At 63.9% G+C, this 16,356-nt stretch carries 16 protein-coding genes; 3 read left to right on the forward strand and 13 right to left on the reverse strand.

Going from position 1 to position 16,356, the window contains the following annotated elements; genetic code table 11:
* Positions 1-247: 247 nt before the first annotated feature.
* A complete protein-coding gene (locus CXY79_RS02510) occupies positions 248-547 on the reverse strand; it encodes a hypothetical protein (RefSeq protein ID WP_134401591.1) in 300 nt (99 codons plus the stop codon).
* A 399-nt stretch (positions 548-946) separates the two neighbouring features.
* Between CXY79_RS02510 and CXY79_RS15855 the strand changes: the two genes are divergently transcribed.
* On the forward strand, positions 947-1,114 hold the full coding sequence (locus CXY79_RS15855; RefSeq protein WP_158250207.1) for a hypothetical protein: 168 nt from the start codon (positions 947-949) through the stop codon (positions 1,112-1,114).
* Between the two features lie 115 nt (positions 1,115-1,229).
* Here the strand turns inward: CXY79_RS15855 and CXY79_RS15860 are convergent, their stop codons facing one another.
* The 7 genes from CXY79_RS15860 to CXY79_RS02535 form a co-directional block, all read right to left on the reverse strand.
* Positions 1,230-1,373: a hypothetical protein gene (locus tag CXY79_RS15860; RefSeq protein WP_158250208.1), complete on the reverse strand. Its 144-nt coding sequence runs from the start codon at positions 1,371-1,373 to the stop codon at positions 1,230-1,232.
* Positions 1,366-2,103, reverse strand: a complete 738-nt coding sequence (locus tag CXY79_RS02515) for a B3/4 domain-containing protein (protein WP_104099588.1) — start codon at positions 2,101-2,103, stop codon at positions 1,366-1,368. The genes CXY79_RS15860 and CXY79_RS02515 overlap by 8 nt, the downstream gene beginning before the upstream one ends.
* Positions 2,096-2,467, reverse strand: coding sequence for a cupin domain-containing protein (locus CXY79_RS16825; RefSeq protein ID WP_369827924.1), 372 nt, complete (start codon positions 2,465-2,467; stop codon positions 2,096-2,098). The genes CXY79_RS02515 and CXY79_RS16825 overlap by 8 nt, the downstream gene beginning before the upstream one ends.
* Complete coding sequence (locus CXY79_RS16830) at positions 2,464-2,697, reverse strand: helix-turn-helix domain-containing protein (RefSeq protein ID WP_369827925.1); 234 nt, start codon at positions 2,695-2,697, stop codon at positions 2,464-2,466. Before CXY79_RS16830 ends, CXY79_RS16825 begins: the two co-directional genes overlap by 4 nt.
* A 65-nt stretch (positions 2,698-2,762) precedes the next feature.
* Complete coding sequence (locus CXY79_RS16125) at positions 2,763-3,083, reverse strand: zinc-binding dehydrogenase (RefSeq protein WP_198411570.1); 321 nt, start codon at positions 3,081-3,083, stop codon at positions 2,763-2,765.
* On the reverse strand, positions 3,073-3,447 hold the full coding sequence (locus tag CXY79_RS16130; RefSeq protein WP_199186713.1) for an alcohol dehydrogenase catalytic domain-containing protein: 375 nt from the start codon (positions 3,445-3,447) through the stop codon (positions 3,073-3,075). The genes CXY79_RS16125 and CXY79_RS16130 overlap by 11 nt, the downstream gene beginning before the upstream one ends.
* A 364-nt stretch (positions 3,448-3,811) precedes the next feature.
* Positions 3,812-5,164 carry an MFS transporter gene (locus tag CXY79_RS02535; RefSeq protein WP_104099590.1) on the reverse strand — a complete coding sequence of 451 codons (1,353 nt, stop codon included), beginning with the start codon at positions 5,162-5,164 and terminating at the stop codon, positions 3,812-3,814.
* A 188-nt stretch (positions 5,165-5,352) separates the two neighbouring features.
* Here CXY79_RS02535 and CXY79_RS02540 point away from each other — a divergent pair, with 188 nt between their 5' ends.
* Together CXY79_RS02540 and CXY79_RS02545 are read left to right on the forward strand one after the other, a co-directional pair.
* Positions 5,353-7,581 (forward strand): malate synthase G, encoded by a 2,229-nt coding sequence (locus CXY79_RS02540; protein WP_104099591.1) that lies wholly within the window; start codon positions 5,353-5,355, stop codon positions 7,579-7,581.
* Between the two features lie 567 nt (positions 7,582-8,148).
* On the forward strand, positions 8,149-9,345 hold the full coding sequence (locus tag CXY79_RS02545; protein WP_104099592.1) for a Fic family protein: 1,197 nt from the start codon (positions 8,149-8,151) through the stop codon (positions 9,343-9,345).
* On the opposite strand, the gene CXY79_RS16835 is transcribed toward CXY79_RS02545, so the two are convergent.
* The 5 genes from CXY79_RS16835 to pdhA all read right to left on the reverse strand — a co-directional run bounded on the left by CXY79_RS16835 (position 9,300) and on the right by pdhA (position 16,353).
* On the reverse strand, positions 9,300-9,554 hold the full coding sequence (locus CXY79_RS16835) for a GNAT family N-acetyltransferase (RefSeq protein ID WP_369827926.1): 255 nt from the start codon (positions 9,552-9,554) through the stop codon (positions 9,300-9,302). The genes CXY79_RS02545 and CXY79_RS16835 overlap by 46 nt on opposite strands.
* Positions 9,555-11,083: 1,529 nt before the next feature.
* Complete coding sequence (locus CXY79_RS02565; RefSeq protein ID WP_104099596.1) at positions 11,084-11,926, reverse strand: phosphatidylinositol-specific phospholipase C/glycerophosphodiester phosphodiesterase family protein; 843 nt, start codon at positions 11,924-11,926, stop codon at positions 11,084-11,086.
* Positions 11,927-12,731: 805 nt separating this feature from the next.
* The gene (locus CXY79_RS02570) at positions 12,732-14,171 is read right to left on the reverse strand and encodes a dihydrolipoamide acetyltransferase family protein (protein WP_104099627.1); all 1,440 of its coding nucleotides are present in this window, start codon (positions 14,169-14,171) and stop codon (positions 12,732-12,734) included.
* Positions 14,171-15,184, reverse strand: a complete 1,014-nt coding sequence (locus CXY79_RS02575) for an alpha-ketoacid dehydrogenase subunit beta (protein WP_104099597.1) — start codon at positions 15,182-15,184, stop codon at positions 14,171-14,173. The genes CXY79_RS02570 and CXY79_RS02575 overlap by 1 nt, the downstream gene beginning before the upstream one ends.
* On the reverse strand, positions 15,181-16,353 hold the full coding sequence (gene pdhA, locus CXY79_RS02580) for a pyruvate dehydrogenase (acetyl-transferring) E1 component subunit alpha (protein WP_104099598.1): 1,173 nt from the start codon (positions 16,351-16,353) through the stop codon (positions 15,181-15,183). The genes CXY79_RS02575 and pdhA overlap by 4 nt, the downstream gene beginning before the upstream one ends.
* Positions 16,354-16,356 lie beyond the last annotated feature (3 nt).

Genomic DNA, 16,356 nt, shown 5'->3' on the forward strand with positions numbered 1-16,356 from the left:
ACGGCACGCTTGAGTGGACGTCGCCGACCGGGCGCACGTTCGTGAGTGAGCCGGCCACGGTCATCCGCTCGGCGTCGCCTGCGCCGTCGCCCGCCGCACCCGGTCGGGATGCCCAGTCAGGGGAGCCCACGCCGTTCTGAGGACGCGCGCGGCAGATACGCGAAACCGACCAGGAGTGCACCCGCGAACCATCCGCCAAGCGGAGCGCCGACCGGTAGTTACAGGAGAAGCACTGTTCCGACCAGGATCAGTATCCGGCGAGCACGGCGAAGAGACGCATCCCGTAAAGGAAAACGAACGGCAGATAATGCGCACCGACGATGATCATGCTTGCCGGGAAGAACAGGTTCGGTTCGGTCAGTCCCAGGGCAACGGCCACGAGCATGCCCGAAGGGACGGTGAATGCGATCTGCGTCGCGAGCGCCGCCATCGGATGGCCCTTGGGCAATGCCGCTGGCCCGCCGGCGGTTCGAAGCGTGAGCGTCGTCAGGGGAAAAATCAGCATCCCACCCAGGAACAGCGTTGCGATCGATGCGCCTGGCGACAATCAAGTCGCCACGGCCGCCGCGATCAGCCACAGTGTGCCTGAAACCAATTGACCGACGAAGCCGCCGCGGTAGACACGTCGAACGTCCGCCTGAGCCTCATCAATCCGCACAACGGCATCGTCCCACGAGTCGGCCGCTGGCCTGTCCACACGCTTGTTGGTCGGGCGTGACAGACCGGGTCATCCCGTCGTCTTGTCAGGTCCGAACGACGAGCAGAGCACGTCGCGCCCCAGCTGTGCAGTGGAGATATCTCTCGTTTCGTGATGCCGGACTCGCGGGCGGACTCGGTGCGAACGACAGCGGCCTCACGGCGAGCGGCAGGCACTATGAGCACGGTGTAGACGACGCCGACGAGTAGCAGGATTCCACCGTCGAGCCGCGTGAGTAGCCCATCCCCGGTGAAGATCAACATCAGAGCGGATGCGCCGACGATCGTCGGCAGAAATGGTACCGACCGCGACCACCGTGACGCCGATCAGGGCGAGCAAGCCGATGACGAACTCACCCAGCACAATCATGCGTTGAGACTACTCACGGACTTGCCCGGGCACCCAAAAAACCGGTGAGGTTGACGCGTGGTCCGCATTAGGACTCATGATGAGAAAATCGCTCACCCGGACCCATCCCTCCGGTGCCTGATCGCCGAACGCTTACGCGTCAGGGTTGGGTGAGGCCAGTACCTCAGAGCAAGTCCTCCGTTCCGGCAGCACCGACTGTCGTGATCAGGTCGACGGAGAGTGCCGAGCCGAGCCGAACAGACAGCATGGCCGTGACACCAAGCGCCGAGGCGGGAATCGGGATGCTGCGTTGGCTCATGTCAGGCATTTCCGGACAGTGCGTTTGCTCCGAGCCGGCGCTGCGCGACCTGGACGTTCGAGCCGAGACGAGTGAGCTCCCGCTCGAGCTCCCGAGCTGCTGCCAATAGTGCGTCGTCGTCGAGCGGTTCGAGTGCGTCGAGGATGAACAGGGCGCTGGTGGTGGTGTCGGTGAGCTGGGTGCGACGTGCTTGACGCCAGTTCCAGCGTCGACACGTCACACCGCCCGCGTCGGTCCACACGACCTCCCCGGCGTCGGGATACTCAGTCACGGATGCGCCCTCGGACATGATCTCGAAAGGTTCCGACCCGGTTGCGCGGATCAGGCGTGGTGCTCCGACGTAGTGCGCTAGGTCCTCCCCGCCGAGCGGTACCACGTGCAGAATCGAGATTGCGTTGTACAGGTCCGTGAGTCGATTCACGCGGGGCAGCCCGGATGCCGCGCGGCGCATAAGCGCCTCCAGACTGTTGCGGGTGCGCTGCGGCTTCGCACCGAACGCCCGGTACGCCTGGCGCCACGCGGCAATGTGCGGAACCTCCTCGACAGCCTGTTGCTGGAGAGTGGAGCGGGCTGCCTCTTCCGCCGCGAGGAGCAGCGCCTCGCTTGCCTCATCACTCGGGCCGGGCTCGAGTCCATCGACAGCGACCAACACCGCCCGGTAATCGGGCCGTAACGCAAAGACGTCATCGTCGACTCGGGCGGCGTCGAGGAACGTGTTCAAGGCCGTCTGCTCAGGCATCAACGCGTTCCGTTCGGGTAGCCGAGCCGACGCCCGGGTCAAACACTGTCAGTGAGAATCGTGCTGCGTGCGGGCCGGCGTTGACGTAGGAATGGGCTACGTCGCCGGGGAAGGAGAGCGCGTCGCGATCGTTGAGCGTGATCGTCTCTTCTCCCGACGAAATCGAGATCGTTCCCAGGTGTACCTGCACGAGTTTTCTCGTACCGGCCGTATGCGGTTCACTCACATGTCGATCGCCTGCTTCGAGGGTCCAGTCCCACAGTTCGACGACGTTCGGCGGTATAGTCCCCGCGACGAGCACTCCGCGCCCGCCGTGCGCGCCGGTCCACAGCACCGTGCCCTCGCCCCTTCGGGTAACTTTCATCCGCTTCGGGGCGGTTCGACCAGATCGGGGAGGCCCACGCCGAGGGCGCCACTGATCCGGAGCAGTGTCCCTACGCTCGGGTTCGCGGCACCCTGCTCGATGTTGACCAGCATTCGGCGACTCACCCCGGTGCCTTCCGCCAGCTGGTCAAGAGTCCACCGACGTTGTTGACGTTCGTGTTTGACGCGTACACCGATGGCGGTTGCAAGTTCCGCAGCACTTTTCTCCATAAGTGCACGATAGTGCACTATTGGTACATCAATCAGAGTTTTCCCTCGGGTACCAACAGTTGGTCTCAGTGGGGGAGGATGACGATCTTGCCGATGTGTCGTCGCTCGGAGAACTCCGTTTGGGCTTTGGCGATCTCGGTCAGGGCAAACGTGCTGCTGACCTGAGGACTGACCTGCCCGCCGCGTGCAAGCTCGACGAGCCGACGAAAATGAACCCGGGTGTGCATCGAGGATCCGATCAGCTGCGCATTGTGAAGATAGAGGCGGCGGAGGTCGAAGTCGATCACCGGCCCCGCCACAGCACCCGCGATCACCCAGCGCCCGTTGTCCCGAAGCATCGGCATCATGGTGGAGACCCCCGGTCCACCGGCGATGTCAGCAACCACGTCCAACCCCGCCGGATGCTCCCGTCACGAGCACGGTTTCGCCGCCTCGCACGTTGGCACGTTCGAGAATTCCGATTGCGGTGCCGAATGCCACAGGCAGGCACGCCAGCTGCTCATCCGATAGCGGGGAATCCTGTACGTCATGAGCATGGATGGCATCCACGGAGACGTACTGCGCGAACCCGCCATCGGCCTCGCTACCCTTGTACCCCACCGGAGACGCATTTTCGCTTTCGCATCCGTAGATAGCCGGGACCACGAGCACCCGGCGACTCAACAGTTCTTCGGTCACACCATGACCCACCTCGACGATAATGCCGGTGATATCCCCACCCTGAATGCGCGGAAAATCAAACGCACCCAGTCAGCCGGCCTGCGCCGTGGGATTTTCCGGCAACCCATATGCTCCCTGGCGCGTCCAAATGTCTGTGTTGTTGACGGCAGCCGCTGTTACTTTCACCAGAACCTGATGGTCCTGCGGCCGCGGCCGGAGCCAATCGTGGTGCAATTCCAATGCTTCGGGGCCACCGAATCTCATCCATATTTCGGGTTGCCAACGAGGGCATCGCCTTCACCGAACGAGTTCCTGCCCACCGTGCACGGGTTCGACGCTTTCTTCGGCAACCTCTACCACTTTAATGCCGAGGAGGAGACGGAAACCGACCGCCGCCGTCGTGCAAAGTCAGATCGGGCATACCCCAGTGTCTCGCGCAACCGTTCCTGCCGTTTCAGTCCTCCAGAGCCTCGCCCCGTTTCTCGGGGAGTCCAAGAGCGCCGAGTGCAGCGACCACGAAGAACATTGCGAAGACCGTGAAAAGAATTGCGGTCCCGCCCATCTCGCGCAGCATCGGCACGGCCAGCGGAGCCAGGATCGCGGCGATCCGTCCAACGCCGGCTGCCCAGCCGGCCCCGGTGGCACGGATGCGGGTCGGGTACAGCTCCGGGGTCACTGCGTAGAGCGCTCCCCACGCACCCAGGTTAAAAAAGGAAAGCAGCATGCCGGCACCGATCACCTGGGTGGCATCGCCGGCTACCGCGAATAACGCCGCTGCAAGTGCCGAGCCGGCAAGGAATACGGCCAGTGTCCTGCGCCGTCCCCAACGCTCGATGAGGTACGCCGAAGCGGCATAACCCGGCAGTTGGGCCACGGTGATGATCAGCGTGTACGCGAAGGAGCGAACGAGCGAGTATCCCGACGCGACCAGGATGGTCGGAAGCCAGATGAAGGCGCCATAGTAGGAGAAGTTCACGCAGAACCAGACCAGCCACAGCGCACCGGTTCGGCGACGCAGGCCGCGCGACCACAGCGCGGTGACGCGTGTCCGGGAACCGGTTTTGTTCGGCCCCTCACCTGTCTTTGCGGGGCGCGCAGAATCATAGGGTCCGGCGGTGATTCCGGCGGACTTTTCGAAACGTCGGACGGTCGACTCCGCCTCAGAGAGGCGGCCACGCGACTCGAGGAAGCGAACCGATTCCGGCAGCCGAAGGCGCACGACCACCGCGTACACGGCCGGAACCGCTCCGACAGCCAGTGCCCAGCGCCAGCCGTCGGCCGATGACGGTACGACCAGGTACCCGATGACCGCGGAAACGGTCCAGCCAATGGCCCAGAAGGATTCGAGGATGACGATGATGCGGCCGCGAATTCGTGGAGGCGCGAACTCGCTCACGAGCGTCGAAGCGACCGGGAGCTCACCGCCAAGACCGAGCCCCACGATAAATCGCCATGCAATGAGTACGGCCACAGTCTCGGACAGTGCCGACGCTCCCGTCGCGAGACCGTAAACGAGAAGGGTGAGAGCGAAAACCTGGCGTCGGCCGATACGGTCGGCCAGCAAACCACCGAGAACTGCACCAATGGCCATACCGACGAACCCGGCGGATGCGATCCAGGACAGCTCCACGTCGGAGACTTGCCATTGCACCGCCAATTGTGCCAGAACGAAAGAAATGAGTCCAACGTCCATCGCATCAAGAGCCCAGCCCAGGCCGGAACCCACAAGCACACGGCGGTGCTCCCGGGTGAACGGCAGCGCATCCAATCGCTCGGATCGACTGGGGCGTGCGCGAACTTCAGGCATCAGGTTCCCAATTCAGCGTTTGTGACCAGGCGGCGAACTGAGGGTGAAGCGTCTGCCGGATAATTGAACCCTATTGCACGAGACCTGCCCGACGTGAGTGTGTCAAGGAGCGGCGGCGCCGGGGTGCGAGACTGGCCAGACACAGTCGGCCGAGCGGGCGTACCCGCACTAGCCCAAGGAGTTCAACGATGAACACACCCACCACAGCATCCGTCCCAGCGCCTACTGCTGGCCTCTCCGCCCGCGTCGAACGAGCAGATCTCGATGTCGCCTCTTCATTCGCCGCGTTCGTCGAGAACGAGGCGCTGCAGGGAACCGGCATCACCGCGGACGCCTTTTGGCTTGGGCTGAGCACGCTGATCAGCGACCTCACTCCCCGGAACACTGAGTTGCTCGGCATCAGGGATGACCTGCAGGCCCAGATCGATGCCTTCCACCGGGCTAACCCCGGCCAGCCTGACCCCGGTGAGTACCGTGCTTTCCTCACCAGGATCGGGTACCTCGCGCCCGAACCCGGGGACTTCACCATCACCACCTCGAACGTCGATGTGGAGATCGCGTCGCAGGCGGGACCCCAGCTTGTCGTTCCGCTGCTCAACGCGCGGTTCGCTGTCAACGCGGCGAACGCCCGCTGGGGTTCGCTTTACGACGCGCTGTACGGCACTGACGCGATATCCGATGACGGCGGTGCGTCCCGGGCGGATTCCTACAACGCCGTCCGCGGCGGACGGGTGATCGCGCGCGGACGGGCTCTGCTTGACCAGGCCATCCCACTCGAACGGGGCTCGCACGCTGATGCCGTCGCTTACCGAGTCGAGAACGGTGCGCTGATCGTGGCTTTGAAAGACGGATCATCCGCTGTCCTGGCGTCGCCCTCGGCGCTGGTCGGCTACAGGGGAGAGGCTTTGGAACCGTCGTCCGTGCTCTTCCGACATCACGGACTGCACCTCGACGTGACCATTGATCGCAGCGCACCTATCGGGGCCACGGACAGCGCGGGCATCCAGGACATCGTGCTCGAGTCCGCTGTCACCACGATCATGGACCTCGAAGACTCGGTTGCCGCAGTCGACGCCGACGACAAGGTACTCGGCTACCGCAACTGGCGCGAACTCATGCGCGGCAGACTGAATGAGACCGTCAGGAAGGGCGCCGGCGTCTTCACGCGCACCATGAACGGCGACCGCGTCTACACCGTTCCTACCGGCGGCGAGTTGACGCTGCACGGCCGAAGCCTGCTGCTGGTGCGCAACGTCGGGCACCTGATGCAGACCGACACCGTGCGGGATGCGTCCGGCGCCGAGGTGTTCGAAGGAATCCTCGACGCGGTGCTGACCGTTCTCGGTTCGTTCCCCGACCTCGTCGGCGAGGCCCGCGGCGGCAACTCACGCACCGGCTCGGTCTACATCGTCAAGCCGAAAATGCACGGCCCCCACGAGGTCGCGTTCACCGTCGACCTGTTCGCCCGGGTGGAGCAGCTCCTCGGCCTGCCCCCACTCACCGTGAAGATCGGGATCATGGACGAAGAACGGCGAACGACGCTCAACTTGCGGGCCTGTATCGCCGTTGCCGCCGAGCGAATCGTCTTCATCAACACGGGATTCCTCGATCGCACGGGCGACGAGATCCACACCTCCATGCACGCCGGGCCAGTGGCCACCAAGGGCTTGATACGTTCCATGCCCTTCATGGCTGCCTACGAGAACGCGAATGTCGACGCCGGTCTCGCGGCGGGCTTTCCCGGCCGTGCCCAGATCGGCAAGGGCATGTGGGCCATGCCCGATCTCATGCACGACATGCTCGAGCAGAAGATTGCGCACCCCCGTTCCGGTGCAACCACAGCCTGGGTCCCGTCTCCCACAGCGGCGACGCTGCATGCGATCCACTATCACGAGGTCAACGTGGCCGCCCGTCAACACGAACTGGCCGGACGGACACGCCAGGCCCTGGACCCGATTCTCGTCCTCCCTCTCTCCGAGCGAGACCTCAGCGATGAGGAGCGCCTGACCGAGCTGAACAACAACGTTCAGTCGATCCTCGGCTACGTCGTTCGATGGGTCGATCAAGGGGTCGGGTGTTCCAAGGTTCCGGACATCCACGGCGTGGGGCTCATGGAGGACCGTGCGACGCTGCGCATTTCCAGTCAACTCCTCGCGAACTGGCTCACCCACGGCGTCATCAGCAAGACGGATGTCGACGCCAGCCTCGGGCGACTGGCGGCGGTCGTCGATGCACAGAATTCCGATGACCCGACCTATGAAGCGCTGATCGGCAGAACCGGGCCTGGGCTCGCGTTTCTGGCCGCCCGCCAACTCATCATCGACGGTGCATCCTCACCCAACGGATACACCGAGCCGATCCTCCACCAGGTCCGGAGGGCAAAGAAGCGTCAGGCTCCCGCGCGTCATTTGCTCTAACGGAACCTCATGCGGGCGGGTTGCAGTGCGGCAGCCGCCGGTGGCATACCTTCCCGGCGGGACCTACTTGATGCCGCCGGTTGGGCGTCCATCGAGCAGGTTGCTGGTGAACCTCGCGACGTCGTCCCGAAATTCGGCATAGGCGCTTGGGGCGGGCCCCTCCGAACGGACGAACACGTCCACTGCCTCGAGCGCTGAGGTGACGATGGAACGAGGTGAGCGCACTTCCCCTGATGAGTTTTCAGTTCGCCCGTCGCGCGCGCGCGCCCTTGTGCACAGGGAGAATCAACCGGTCGGCGTCTCGCGAATCATCTCCGAGCGCAGGTCACGAATTACACGCCAGTCAGAATGATCTGTTGATCGGATCGAGAACCCCTATGTGCTCACCCGTTCATTCACGCCATTGAGCGATGCGAATTCACCGCCAGCTAGCGCTGCACTTCACTGACTTTTCTTTGGCTTTGGAAAGTGCGTTTCGCAGGGTTTCGGAGCAGTCGAATGGAATCAGTCAGGATAGAGTGAATCCGTAACTATGGATATGCTAATAAGCATTGGTATACTCAACACATGTCCATGTCTGAGAAGGAGTCGGTCTGGCCGTTGATCGGCTGTGAAGAACGGCCGTGGCGAAGCGTCCAGGATGAGTATGGCTCACGAGCCCAGAAGCGTCTGGCGTCAGGTCCATACTTGGCGTCGGTGCCCGCGTTGATCTCTGATCTCGACATACCGTTCGACAGCGAGTTGCATGCGCTGACTGAAGAGGCCGCCAGCGAGCTTGCCCGCTTCGATGCAGAAGTGGGGCAAATCGCTGCACCATTTGCGTCCATTCTCCTTCGAGCCGAGAGTGCCTCCAGCTCCGAAATTGAGAACCTCACGAGCGGCGCTCGGCAGATCGCCTTGGCGGAGCTCGGTGAGCACGCCTCGAAGAATGCGCAGCTCATCGTCGGCAACGTCCGAGCGATGCAAGCGGCACTTGCCCTGTCTGAGTCGATCGACGGCAACGCCATCCTGGAGATGCATCGCGCCCTCCTAGAGCAAAGCAATCCTGACATCGTCGGTCACTGGCGTGACCAGCAGGTCTGGATCGGTGGCGGGAGTTTTGGGCCGCACACCGCACAGCTTGTCCCGCCCCATCAGGACCGCGTCCCCGCGCTCATGGAGGACCTTGTTGCCTTCGCCAATCGAGCTGATCTTCCCGTGCTTGCCCAGACCGCGATCGCTCATGCGCAATTTGAAACAATCCACCCGTTCCCCGACGGAAATGGAAGGGTCGGTCGCGCACTCATCCAAGCGATGCTGCGTTCTGGAGGGCTCACTCGAAACGTTACTGTTCCGGTCTCCGCGGGGCTGCTTCACGACACCGGTCGATATTTCGATGCCCTGAGCGCATACCGGTCCGGGGATGTCGCCCCGATCATCCGTTCCATCGCGGAGGCGTCGTTCGCGGCGGTGCACAATGGTCGAATCCTCGTGGCTGACCTGGAAAGCGTGCAGGTGGAGTGGCGCGGGCGCATCAGCGCGAGACGAGATTCAGCGGTACACCGGCTCGTGGGTATTCTGCTTCGGCAACCCGTGATCGGCGCAGCCGCAGCCGCAGCTCAGCTCGGTATTTCGAGCGTCAATGCCCAGGTCGCTATCGACCGCCTTGTTGACGCCAACATTTTGACCCAAATCACAGACGGACGACGAAATCGAATTTGGCTAGCCAAGGACGTCGTTCAGGTCCTTGACGAGTTCGCCGCCCGAGCAAAGAGACACCGATAGCAGAACGGTCTCCGCATCAACCTGCCAGCAGCCCGCTGGGAGATTGCGATATTGAATCCCACTTTCAGTGCGACGATGCAGGACGCCGGGTTGTTGACCCTGTGGCCGAGCTCGAGCCGGAGCAAGTCGCGCCTTTCAAATGCCCAGCGGGTAGCCGAGGCGAGAGAGCATGAGGCAAGGCCTTGGCCTTGGCCTCGGCGGACACCCAGTAGTAGACCCTACCGGTGGCGTGTCGATGCTCCATGTTTTCGATGCCCACATTGCCGACAGCCTTGCCGTCGACGCTGATTGCGAAGTTGCGCACGGACGGGCTGGACGGGGCGAGCTGAAGTGCGATGAATTCCTGGCAGCGCTCGAGCGTTGACAGGTCGGTGTCGCCGACCTGGGTTGCGAGGTCATCGTTGGCACCGAAGGCGCGAAGCAGGTGCCCGGTGTCAGATTCGTCCCATGGGCGAAACTTCTGCACGGGATCGTCAGATCAAAGCGTCGGACAACGCCGAGGCTTCTTCCCCGAATTGGGCGGTGCGGATAGCGATTCTGAACAGTAGGGTCGGGCCTTGGGGCCGCGGTTGACGCGTCCAGTTGGGCGGGAACCTGACGAGGTGACACTCGACGACCGGCGGCTTTCGAAAAGGCGGATTTCAGGTTCCGCACATGACTGCAATAGAGATGAGTGCAGCGATGACAGCCAGCTGGGTCCGCCTCTCACTCTGGGTTGCCGCCCTGGTCGCATGGTCCGCGCTCATCCTCGTCGGGCTGGTCCTGTTGGGGACAGGTCTCGATAGAACGTTCTTTTTTGAGCCAACCGGTGGGGCTCTCGAACGCGATCGTGTGGGGAAGAATCTCATTCTTGTTGGTTCGGTCGCCCTCTTCGCTGCCGCGGTCTGGGCTCGGTCGATGCACGCTCCCATCTGGTCCTGCGCCCTCGTCGCAGCCCCGGCTGTCCTTGTCGGCGGCCTCACCTTGTTTTTCGGAGGTTCTCTGTTCCCACACCTCAGCGCTTTGGTGGCTTTCCCTGTTGCCCTCGCTGGCCTGGTTTGCGGGCTTGTCCTCGCCAGGCCACTGCTTCGCGCTGGCTCCGCGGGCCCTAGCGCGTCGGTTGACCGTTAGGGATCAGACTGAGCTTTCGCCCGCCGTCGTCGAGTGCTAAAAACTATCCATCTGAAGACGGCAGCGTTAATGGCAGCCAAGAGAAAGAATCCCAAGTAGTACAACGCCGCGCTCATGGTCAATGCTCCGACGGCGAAATCTTCTGGCCCCGACACTTGCGATGAACCCAGTGAACCGACGACATAGTACGCAGTAGATAACGGCAACGTCAGTACCACGATGAGCAGAACCATCGCTTCGGGTGCGGCCGTCCCGCCGCCCAGTTCGAAGGCGCGCATCACGGACACTGCCGCAATGAGCCCGGCGACTGACACTAGGTAGGCGCCCATCGACCCCGCGGCCCAGGAGGGTAGGCGGTGGTTCCCTGTCGGCCTTACACGGTCGGTCGTCATTTCCGAAAGCTACAGGCCTCGCCCAACTTCGGGCAACAAGGACCGTTTCGACGTCTCGGGGAAAGGGCCTTTGGAAACGGTCTCCGCATGAATCTCCCAGCAGCCCGTTGAGAGATTTTGCCGTGGAGGCCAGTGCCGTTAACCGCGGAATTCGTTCGCGAACTGGGGACACCGATCGATTTCTACTGTGTTCACAGTACTTCTTTCAGGTCCAGGCGAGTGGATGGCGATTTCCGCTAGCTCCGGCTCCCCAGGAACTTCTCCAGCGCGGCGAGGTCATCGGTATTTATGTGGTCAACGCCGGCCTCGTGCAGCTCAGTCCAGATCGCTTCGCGGGCTTCGCTCGGAACATCGAGGGTCCCCCAGAAACGGACGCGGTAGCCCTGAGAGTGCGCCGACTGCACGTATTCGCGCAGCTTGACCTTTTCGCTTTCCGGCATCGGACCGACGCCCTGCCACACGAATAGCTTGTTCCAATTCTCACTGACCAGCGGCATGAGATCGGCTGGTATTCCAGATGTCAAGTCGCCGGAGCGGCCGTCATAGAAAGCCAATCGTGAGTCAAGATTTTGCATGGATTTTAGAGGGCGGTTGCCGCTGACCACGGCGACAACCGGTCCGGATTTGATTTTGCCGTTCGTGTACTTGGTCATGATCGAGCGATGCTCAGCCAGGTCTTCCTCGATCGCAGCGTAGGTACTCTCGCCGTCACTCTTTATGTCGATCAGAAGTTGGAAGCTGCCATCCCAGCCAGAGTAGACACTGCCAGCACGGCCGTCCACGAGGCGGTCGAGCGGATCCAGGTAGAGGCTTTCGAGAGTAACCCCCGCCTGGACATCCTCGAGATCGTGAGCGACGAGAAGCTCGCCATCTACGAGCCAAACATCGGCTTCCACACTGGTGAATCCGTGCTCGAGGGCATCAAATAACGGACGCTCATGCTCATAGTCATTGTGCGCGTGGGCGGCATCCTGCGGTTCGCCGGGCACGATGTCGGCCTGTGATGGTGCGGCCGCGCCGGTGACGGTAGCGAGGCCGACGAGGGTAACGAGAACCAAAGCGGAATTTTTGACGATCATGGAAGTCCATTTCTACGAAGTGTGTTCCGCCGAGAAAGTCCCGTCGAAATAAGATTGACCGCGTTATCGGCTCCACGCGTGTTCCAGTGCACAAGCTGGTTCGGTTTCGAATGCGCAACGGCTACAGTTCTATCGCCGTCGGGTTAAGTGCTGGCGCCGGTCGAACCAACGCACCATGAACGGTCTGGGCCTGCGTGACCTTCTGCTCGCGTAAGAATCACGCTCCTAGCTCCACCAGTCCGTCCTCGCGTCGCGCTGGCAGATTCGGTATTCACTGGAGGGCCACCGGGTTGGTTCTAACAGTCGAATAGTCGCAGCGCTGGCATACCTTGTCATGCTTGCCGCGCTGACTTCAGGTGTTGTCAGCGCTGACTGTGCGGGCTCTGCCATCGAGCCGGATCGTATTGCCGTGCGGGACGATCCACTGGGTCTGCTGTGTCCGAATGGCACTCCGATACAGATCACAGCCTCGGAGTTATATCGAGTGACTCGCTCGATAGTCGTGTCGCGCCGAACTGCGCGCAGTCGAGCGCGCTCGCCTGCGAACGGCACGGTCCGCCAGGCTGCCCGCAAGCCGGACCTTAAGCGCACTCGGGCCCGGAATTCGGGGCCAGAAGCAAACGCATCCGGGCGGAGCGCCCGGATAGTCCGCCCGGTGAGGATTCGCACTTGAGGGCGTCGACCGCAACAAACCCCAGCGGCAGGAAACCCCTGCCACGAGATGTCCTGGCGTGTCGTAGACGACCTGGCGCACGCCTCGACCCCAGGCGGCACCACAGCAGGGTCGAGGCCGTTTGCGGCTCGGTCAAAGGTCGGCGAGCATGCTCACAGGGTTCTCGATGCAGCGTGCGATGTAGGTGAGGAAACCGGCGGCGGTGCCTCCGTCACAGACCCGGTGGTCGAAGACCAGCGACAGCTCGACCACAGTGCGCACCGCGAGGGTGTGATCGACCACCCAGGGGCGCTCAATCATCCGTCCGATGCCCAGAATGGCGGCCTCGGGGTGGTTGATGATCGCGGCTGACCCGTCGACACCCAGAGCACCGAAGTTGTTCAGGGTGAAGGTGCCGCCGCTGAGTCGAGATGGGGGAAACGAGCCATCCGTTGCCTGGGTCACGATACCGGCGATCGCATCCCGGAGTTCGCGGGTGGTCAGTGAGTGGGCGTCGTGAACGACCGGCACCATCAGCCCCCGCGGGGTCTGAGCGGCAAGCCCGAGGTTGATGGCACCGCGTTGGAGGATCTCCTGGCTGGCCGTGTCGACTGAGGAGTTCAACAGCGGAAACCGGCGCAGTCCGGCGACCGTGAACCGGGCGATCAGCGCGGTCACGCTGAAGCGTTCGCCTGTGGCGTCGAAGAGACGGTCCCGCGCGGCGAAGAGCTCGGTGGCGTCCACATCGAGCCAGACGGTTGCCTCGGGGATTTCCCGGCGCGAGGTGGTCATCCGCTCCGACACCACCCTGCGTAGGCCGGTGATCGGGATCCGGATGTCGTCGGTGGGCGCGGCCCGGGTTCCGACCGGCTCCGCCACGGGTGCAGGTTGGGCCTGTGCCGCGGGCTCGACCACCGGTGTGGACTCAACCGCTGCGGCCCGTTCCCGGATTGCCGATTCCACGTCCCGGCGCAGCACCAGCGCGTTGCTCCCACTGCCGATTAGCAGGGTCGCGTCGAGGCCGTTTTCGCGGGCCAGACGCCGCACCAGCGGTGAGACCACCGGGGAGCGGCCGGCCGGGTAAGACGGAGAGGTCGGAGCCGTTACCGGGGTGGCCGTAGTCACCTCGGAGACCGGTTCGACGATTGCCGCGACGACCGGAGCCGCTGAGCCGGGTCGCACGCCGAAGCGCGCAGTGGCAGGGCGCCGCACGGGACCCGTGTTCTCCCTCGTGCCGTAGCCGATGAGCACAGCACCGGATGCCGACCCGTCGACCTCCGCGACCGGAACCCCGGCTGCCATCGCTGCGGGCTTAACAGCAGTCCGAGCGGTCGGCCGTGCGGCCTCGGCCTCGGCGGCATCCGTCACTGTCAGCAGCACCTGCCCGGCGTGAATGATCTGGCCGGCGACCCCGTTCAGGGCCTCGACCACACCGCCGAACGGCGACGGCAACTCCACGATGGACTTGGCCGATTCGACCTCCACCACGGGCTGGTCGATGGTGATGGTGTCGCCCACGGCGACCAGCCAGGAGACGATTTCGGCTTCGGTGAGTCCTTCGCCGAGGTCGGGCAGGATGAAATTCTGATCCATCAGTTCCACTCCCAGGTTCCGAGGGCGGTCAGGATGCGGTCGGGAGTGGGCAGAAAGTATTGCTCGAGCTTGGGGGAGGGATAGGGGATATCGAAACCCGTGATCCGCAGGATCGGCGCTGCCAGGTGGTAGAAGTTGCGCTCGGTCAGCCGGGCGGCGACCTCGGCCCCGTAGCCGCCGAACTGCGCCGCCTCGTGCAGCACAGCGGCGCGGGAGGTCTTCCGCAGGGAGGCGCCCACCGTCTCGTCGTCGAACGGGGAGAGGCTGCGCAGGTCGATCACCTCGATCGAGAGCCCCTCGGCGACGGCCAGCTCGGCCGTCGCGAGGGCCGTTTTCACGGTCGGACCGTAGGCGATCAGCGTGACATCGGTGCCCTCCCGCAGCACGACCGCAGTGGTCATCGGCGCGGTGCGCACAGGCAGGCTGAGCTCGGCTTTGGCCCAGTACCGGCTCTTGGGTTCGAGGAAAATGACCGGGTCGTCACAAGCAATGGCCTCGCGGAGCATTGAGTAGGCATCCGCCGGATTCGATGGCGAGACCACTGTGAGGCCGGGCGTGGCCGTCCAGTAGGCCTCGGAGGAATCGGAGTGGTGTTCCACACCCCCGATGTCGCCGGCGTAGGGGATCCGGATCACAAGGGGCAGCTGGATGCGCCCACGGGTGCGGTTGCGCATCTTGGCCACGTGCGAAACGATCTGCTCGAACGCCGGGTAGCTGAACGCGTCGAACTGCATCTCGACCACCGGGCGCAGGCCGTACATGGCCATGCCGATCGCGGTGCCCACAATCCCCGATTCGGCCAGCGGCGAGTCGCTCACGCGGCTCTCCCCGAATTCGGCGTACAGCCCGTCGGTCACACGGAAGACGCCGCCGAGCGGGCCGACATCCTCACCGAACAGGACGACCGTCGGATCGTTGCGCATCGCGTCCTGGATCGCGGCGTTCAACGCCGCTGCCATGGTGAGAGTGACCGGTGCGCGCAGGGGCGTCGGTGCGGTGTCGGGGAGCGTCATGAGTTGACTCCTGAGTGAGCGGCGACGGATGCTGCGACGGCGTGTTCGGCGTGTTCGGCGTGCTCGGCGTGCTCGTCAAGCTCAGCTGCGAGGAAGGCTCGTTGTTCCGCCAGGGCGGCGCGCGGGGTCGAGTAGACGTGGTCGAACAGCTCCAGCGGATCCACTGGGGCGGACCGGGTCATGCATTCGCGGGTGTCCGCCGCCAGATCCTCGGCCTCGGCACGGATGTCCGCACGCTCCGCGTCGCTCAGCGCACCGATCTCGCACAGGTAGGTGTCCAGGCGGGTGATCGGGTCGCGGCGTCGCCAGATCTCCAGATCCCCGGGATCGCGGTAGCGGCTCGGGTCGTCGGAGTTCGTGTGTGCCTCCATCCGATAGGTCAGACCCTCGATCAGGGTCGGGCCGTGGCCGGCGCGGGCGTTCTCCACTGCCGACGAGGTGACCGCGTACATTGCGGCGACGTCGTTGCCGTCAACGAAGTAGCCGGGCATCCCGTAGCCGATGGCCTTGTCGGCGATGGTGCGGCAGCGCATCTGCTTGTCCAGCGGCACGCTGATCGCGTACTGGTTGTTCTGCACCACGAAGACGACCGGGGCCTGCCAGACGGCAGCAAAGTTGAACGCCTCGTGGGCGTCGCCCTCGCTGGTGGCGCCGTCGCCGAGCAGAGTCAGTGCGACGGTGCGCTCCCGTTTGAGCTTGGACGCGGTCGCGAGCCCCACGGCGTGCAGCGCCTGGGTAGCCAGAGGGGTGGCCTGCGGGGCGATCCGGTGGGCGTTCTGGTCGTAGCCGCTGTGCCAGTCCCCGCGGAACGAGGCCAGGATGTGCTCGGGCGGCACGCCGCGGGTCAGTAGGGCGATGCTGTCCCGGTAGGTGGGGAAGAGCCAGTCCTCGGCGCCGAGGGCGGCGACCGCGGCGATCTCGCAGGCCTCCTGGCCGAGAGCTGACGGGTACGTCGCCAGGCGTCCCTGCCGGGTCAGCGCGGTGACCTGCACGTCGAACCGGCGGGCGACGACCATGCGCCGGTAGAGATTGAGCAGTGTGGCCGGGTCCGGCAGGGCAAACCCGCCTGCCTCATCGAGTGGCGCGGCGCGACCGGTGTCATCGATCAGGCGGAGGGGACGCGGCGCGGCGAGGGGGCTCTCAACCAGGCTCTCGACATTGAGGCTCATGTC

Source organism: Cryobacterium sp. M96, from assembly GCF_002929845.1.
Lineage (GTDB): Bacteria > Actinomycetota > Actinomycetes > Actinomycetales > Microbacteriaceae > Cryobacterium > Cryobacterium sandaracinum.

Excerpts from the sequence above, each read along its gene's own strand:
- CXY79_RS15860 (WP_158250208.1), bottom strand. The coding sequence starts at position 1,373 with ATGCCTGACATGAGCCAACGCAGCATCCCGATTCCCGCCTCGGCGCTT.
- CXY79_RS02515 (WP_104099588.1), bottom strand. The coding sequence starts at position 2,103 with ATGCCTGAGCAGACGGCCTTGAACACGTTCCTCGACGCCGCCCGAGTC.
- CXY79_RS16825 (WP_369827924.1), bottom strand. The coding sequence starts at position 2,467 with ATGAAAGTTACCCGAAGGGGCGAGGGCACGGTGCTGTGGACCGGCGCG.
- CXY79_RS16830 (WP_369827925.1), bottom strand. The coding sequence starts at position 2,697 with ATGGAGAAAAGTGCTGCGGAACTTGCAACCGCCATCGGTGTACGCGTC.
- CXY79_RS02535 (WP_104099590.1), bottom strand. The coding sequence starts at position 5,164 with ATGCCTGAAGTTCGCGCACGCCCCAGTCGATCCGAGCGATTGGATGCG.
- CXY79_RS02540 (WP_104099591.1), top strand. The coding sequence starts at position 5,353 with ATGAACACACCCACCACAGCATCCGTCCCAGCGCCTACTGCTGGCCTC.
- CXY79_RS02545 (WP_104099592.1), top strand. The coding sequence starts at position 8,149 with ATGTCCATGTCTGAGAAGGAGTCGGTCTGGCCGTTGATCGGCTGTGAA.
- CXY79_RS02565 (WP_104099596.1), bottom strand. The coding sequence starts at position 11,926 with ATGATCGTCAAAAATTCCGCTTTGGTTCTCGTTACCCTCGTCGGCCTC.
- CXY79_RS02570 (WP_104099627.1), bottom strand. The coding sequence starts at position 14,171 with ATGGATCAGAATTTCATCCTGCCCGACCTCGGCGAAGGACTCACCGAA.
- CXY79_RS02575 (WP_104099597.1), bottom strand. The coding sequence starts at position 15,184 with ATGACGCTCCCCGACACCGCACCGACGCCCCTGCGCGCACCGGTCACT.
- pdhA (WP_104099598.1), bottom strand. The coding sequence starts at position 16,353 with ATGAGCCTCAATGTCGAGAGCCTGGTTGAGAGCCCCCTCGCCGCGCCG.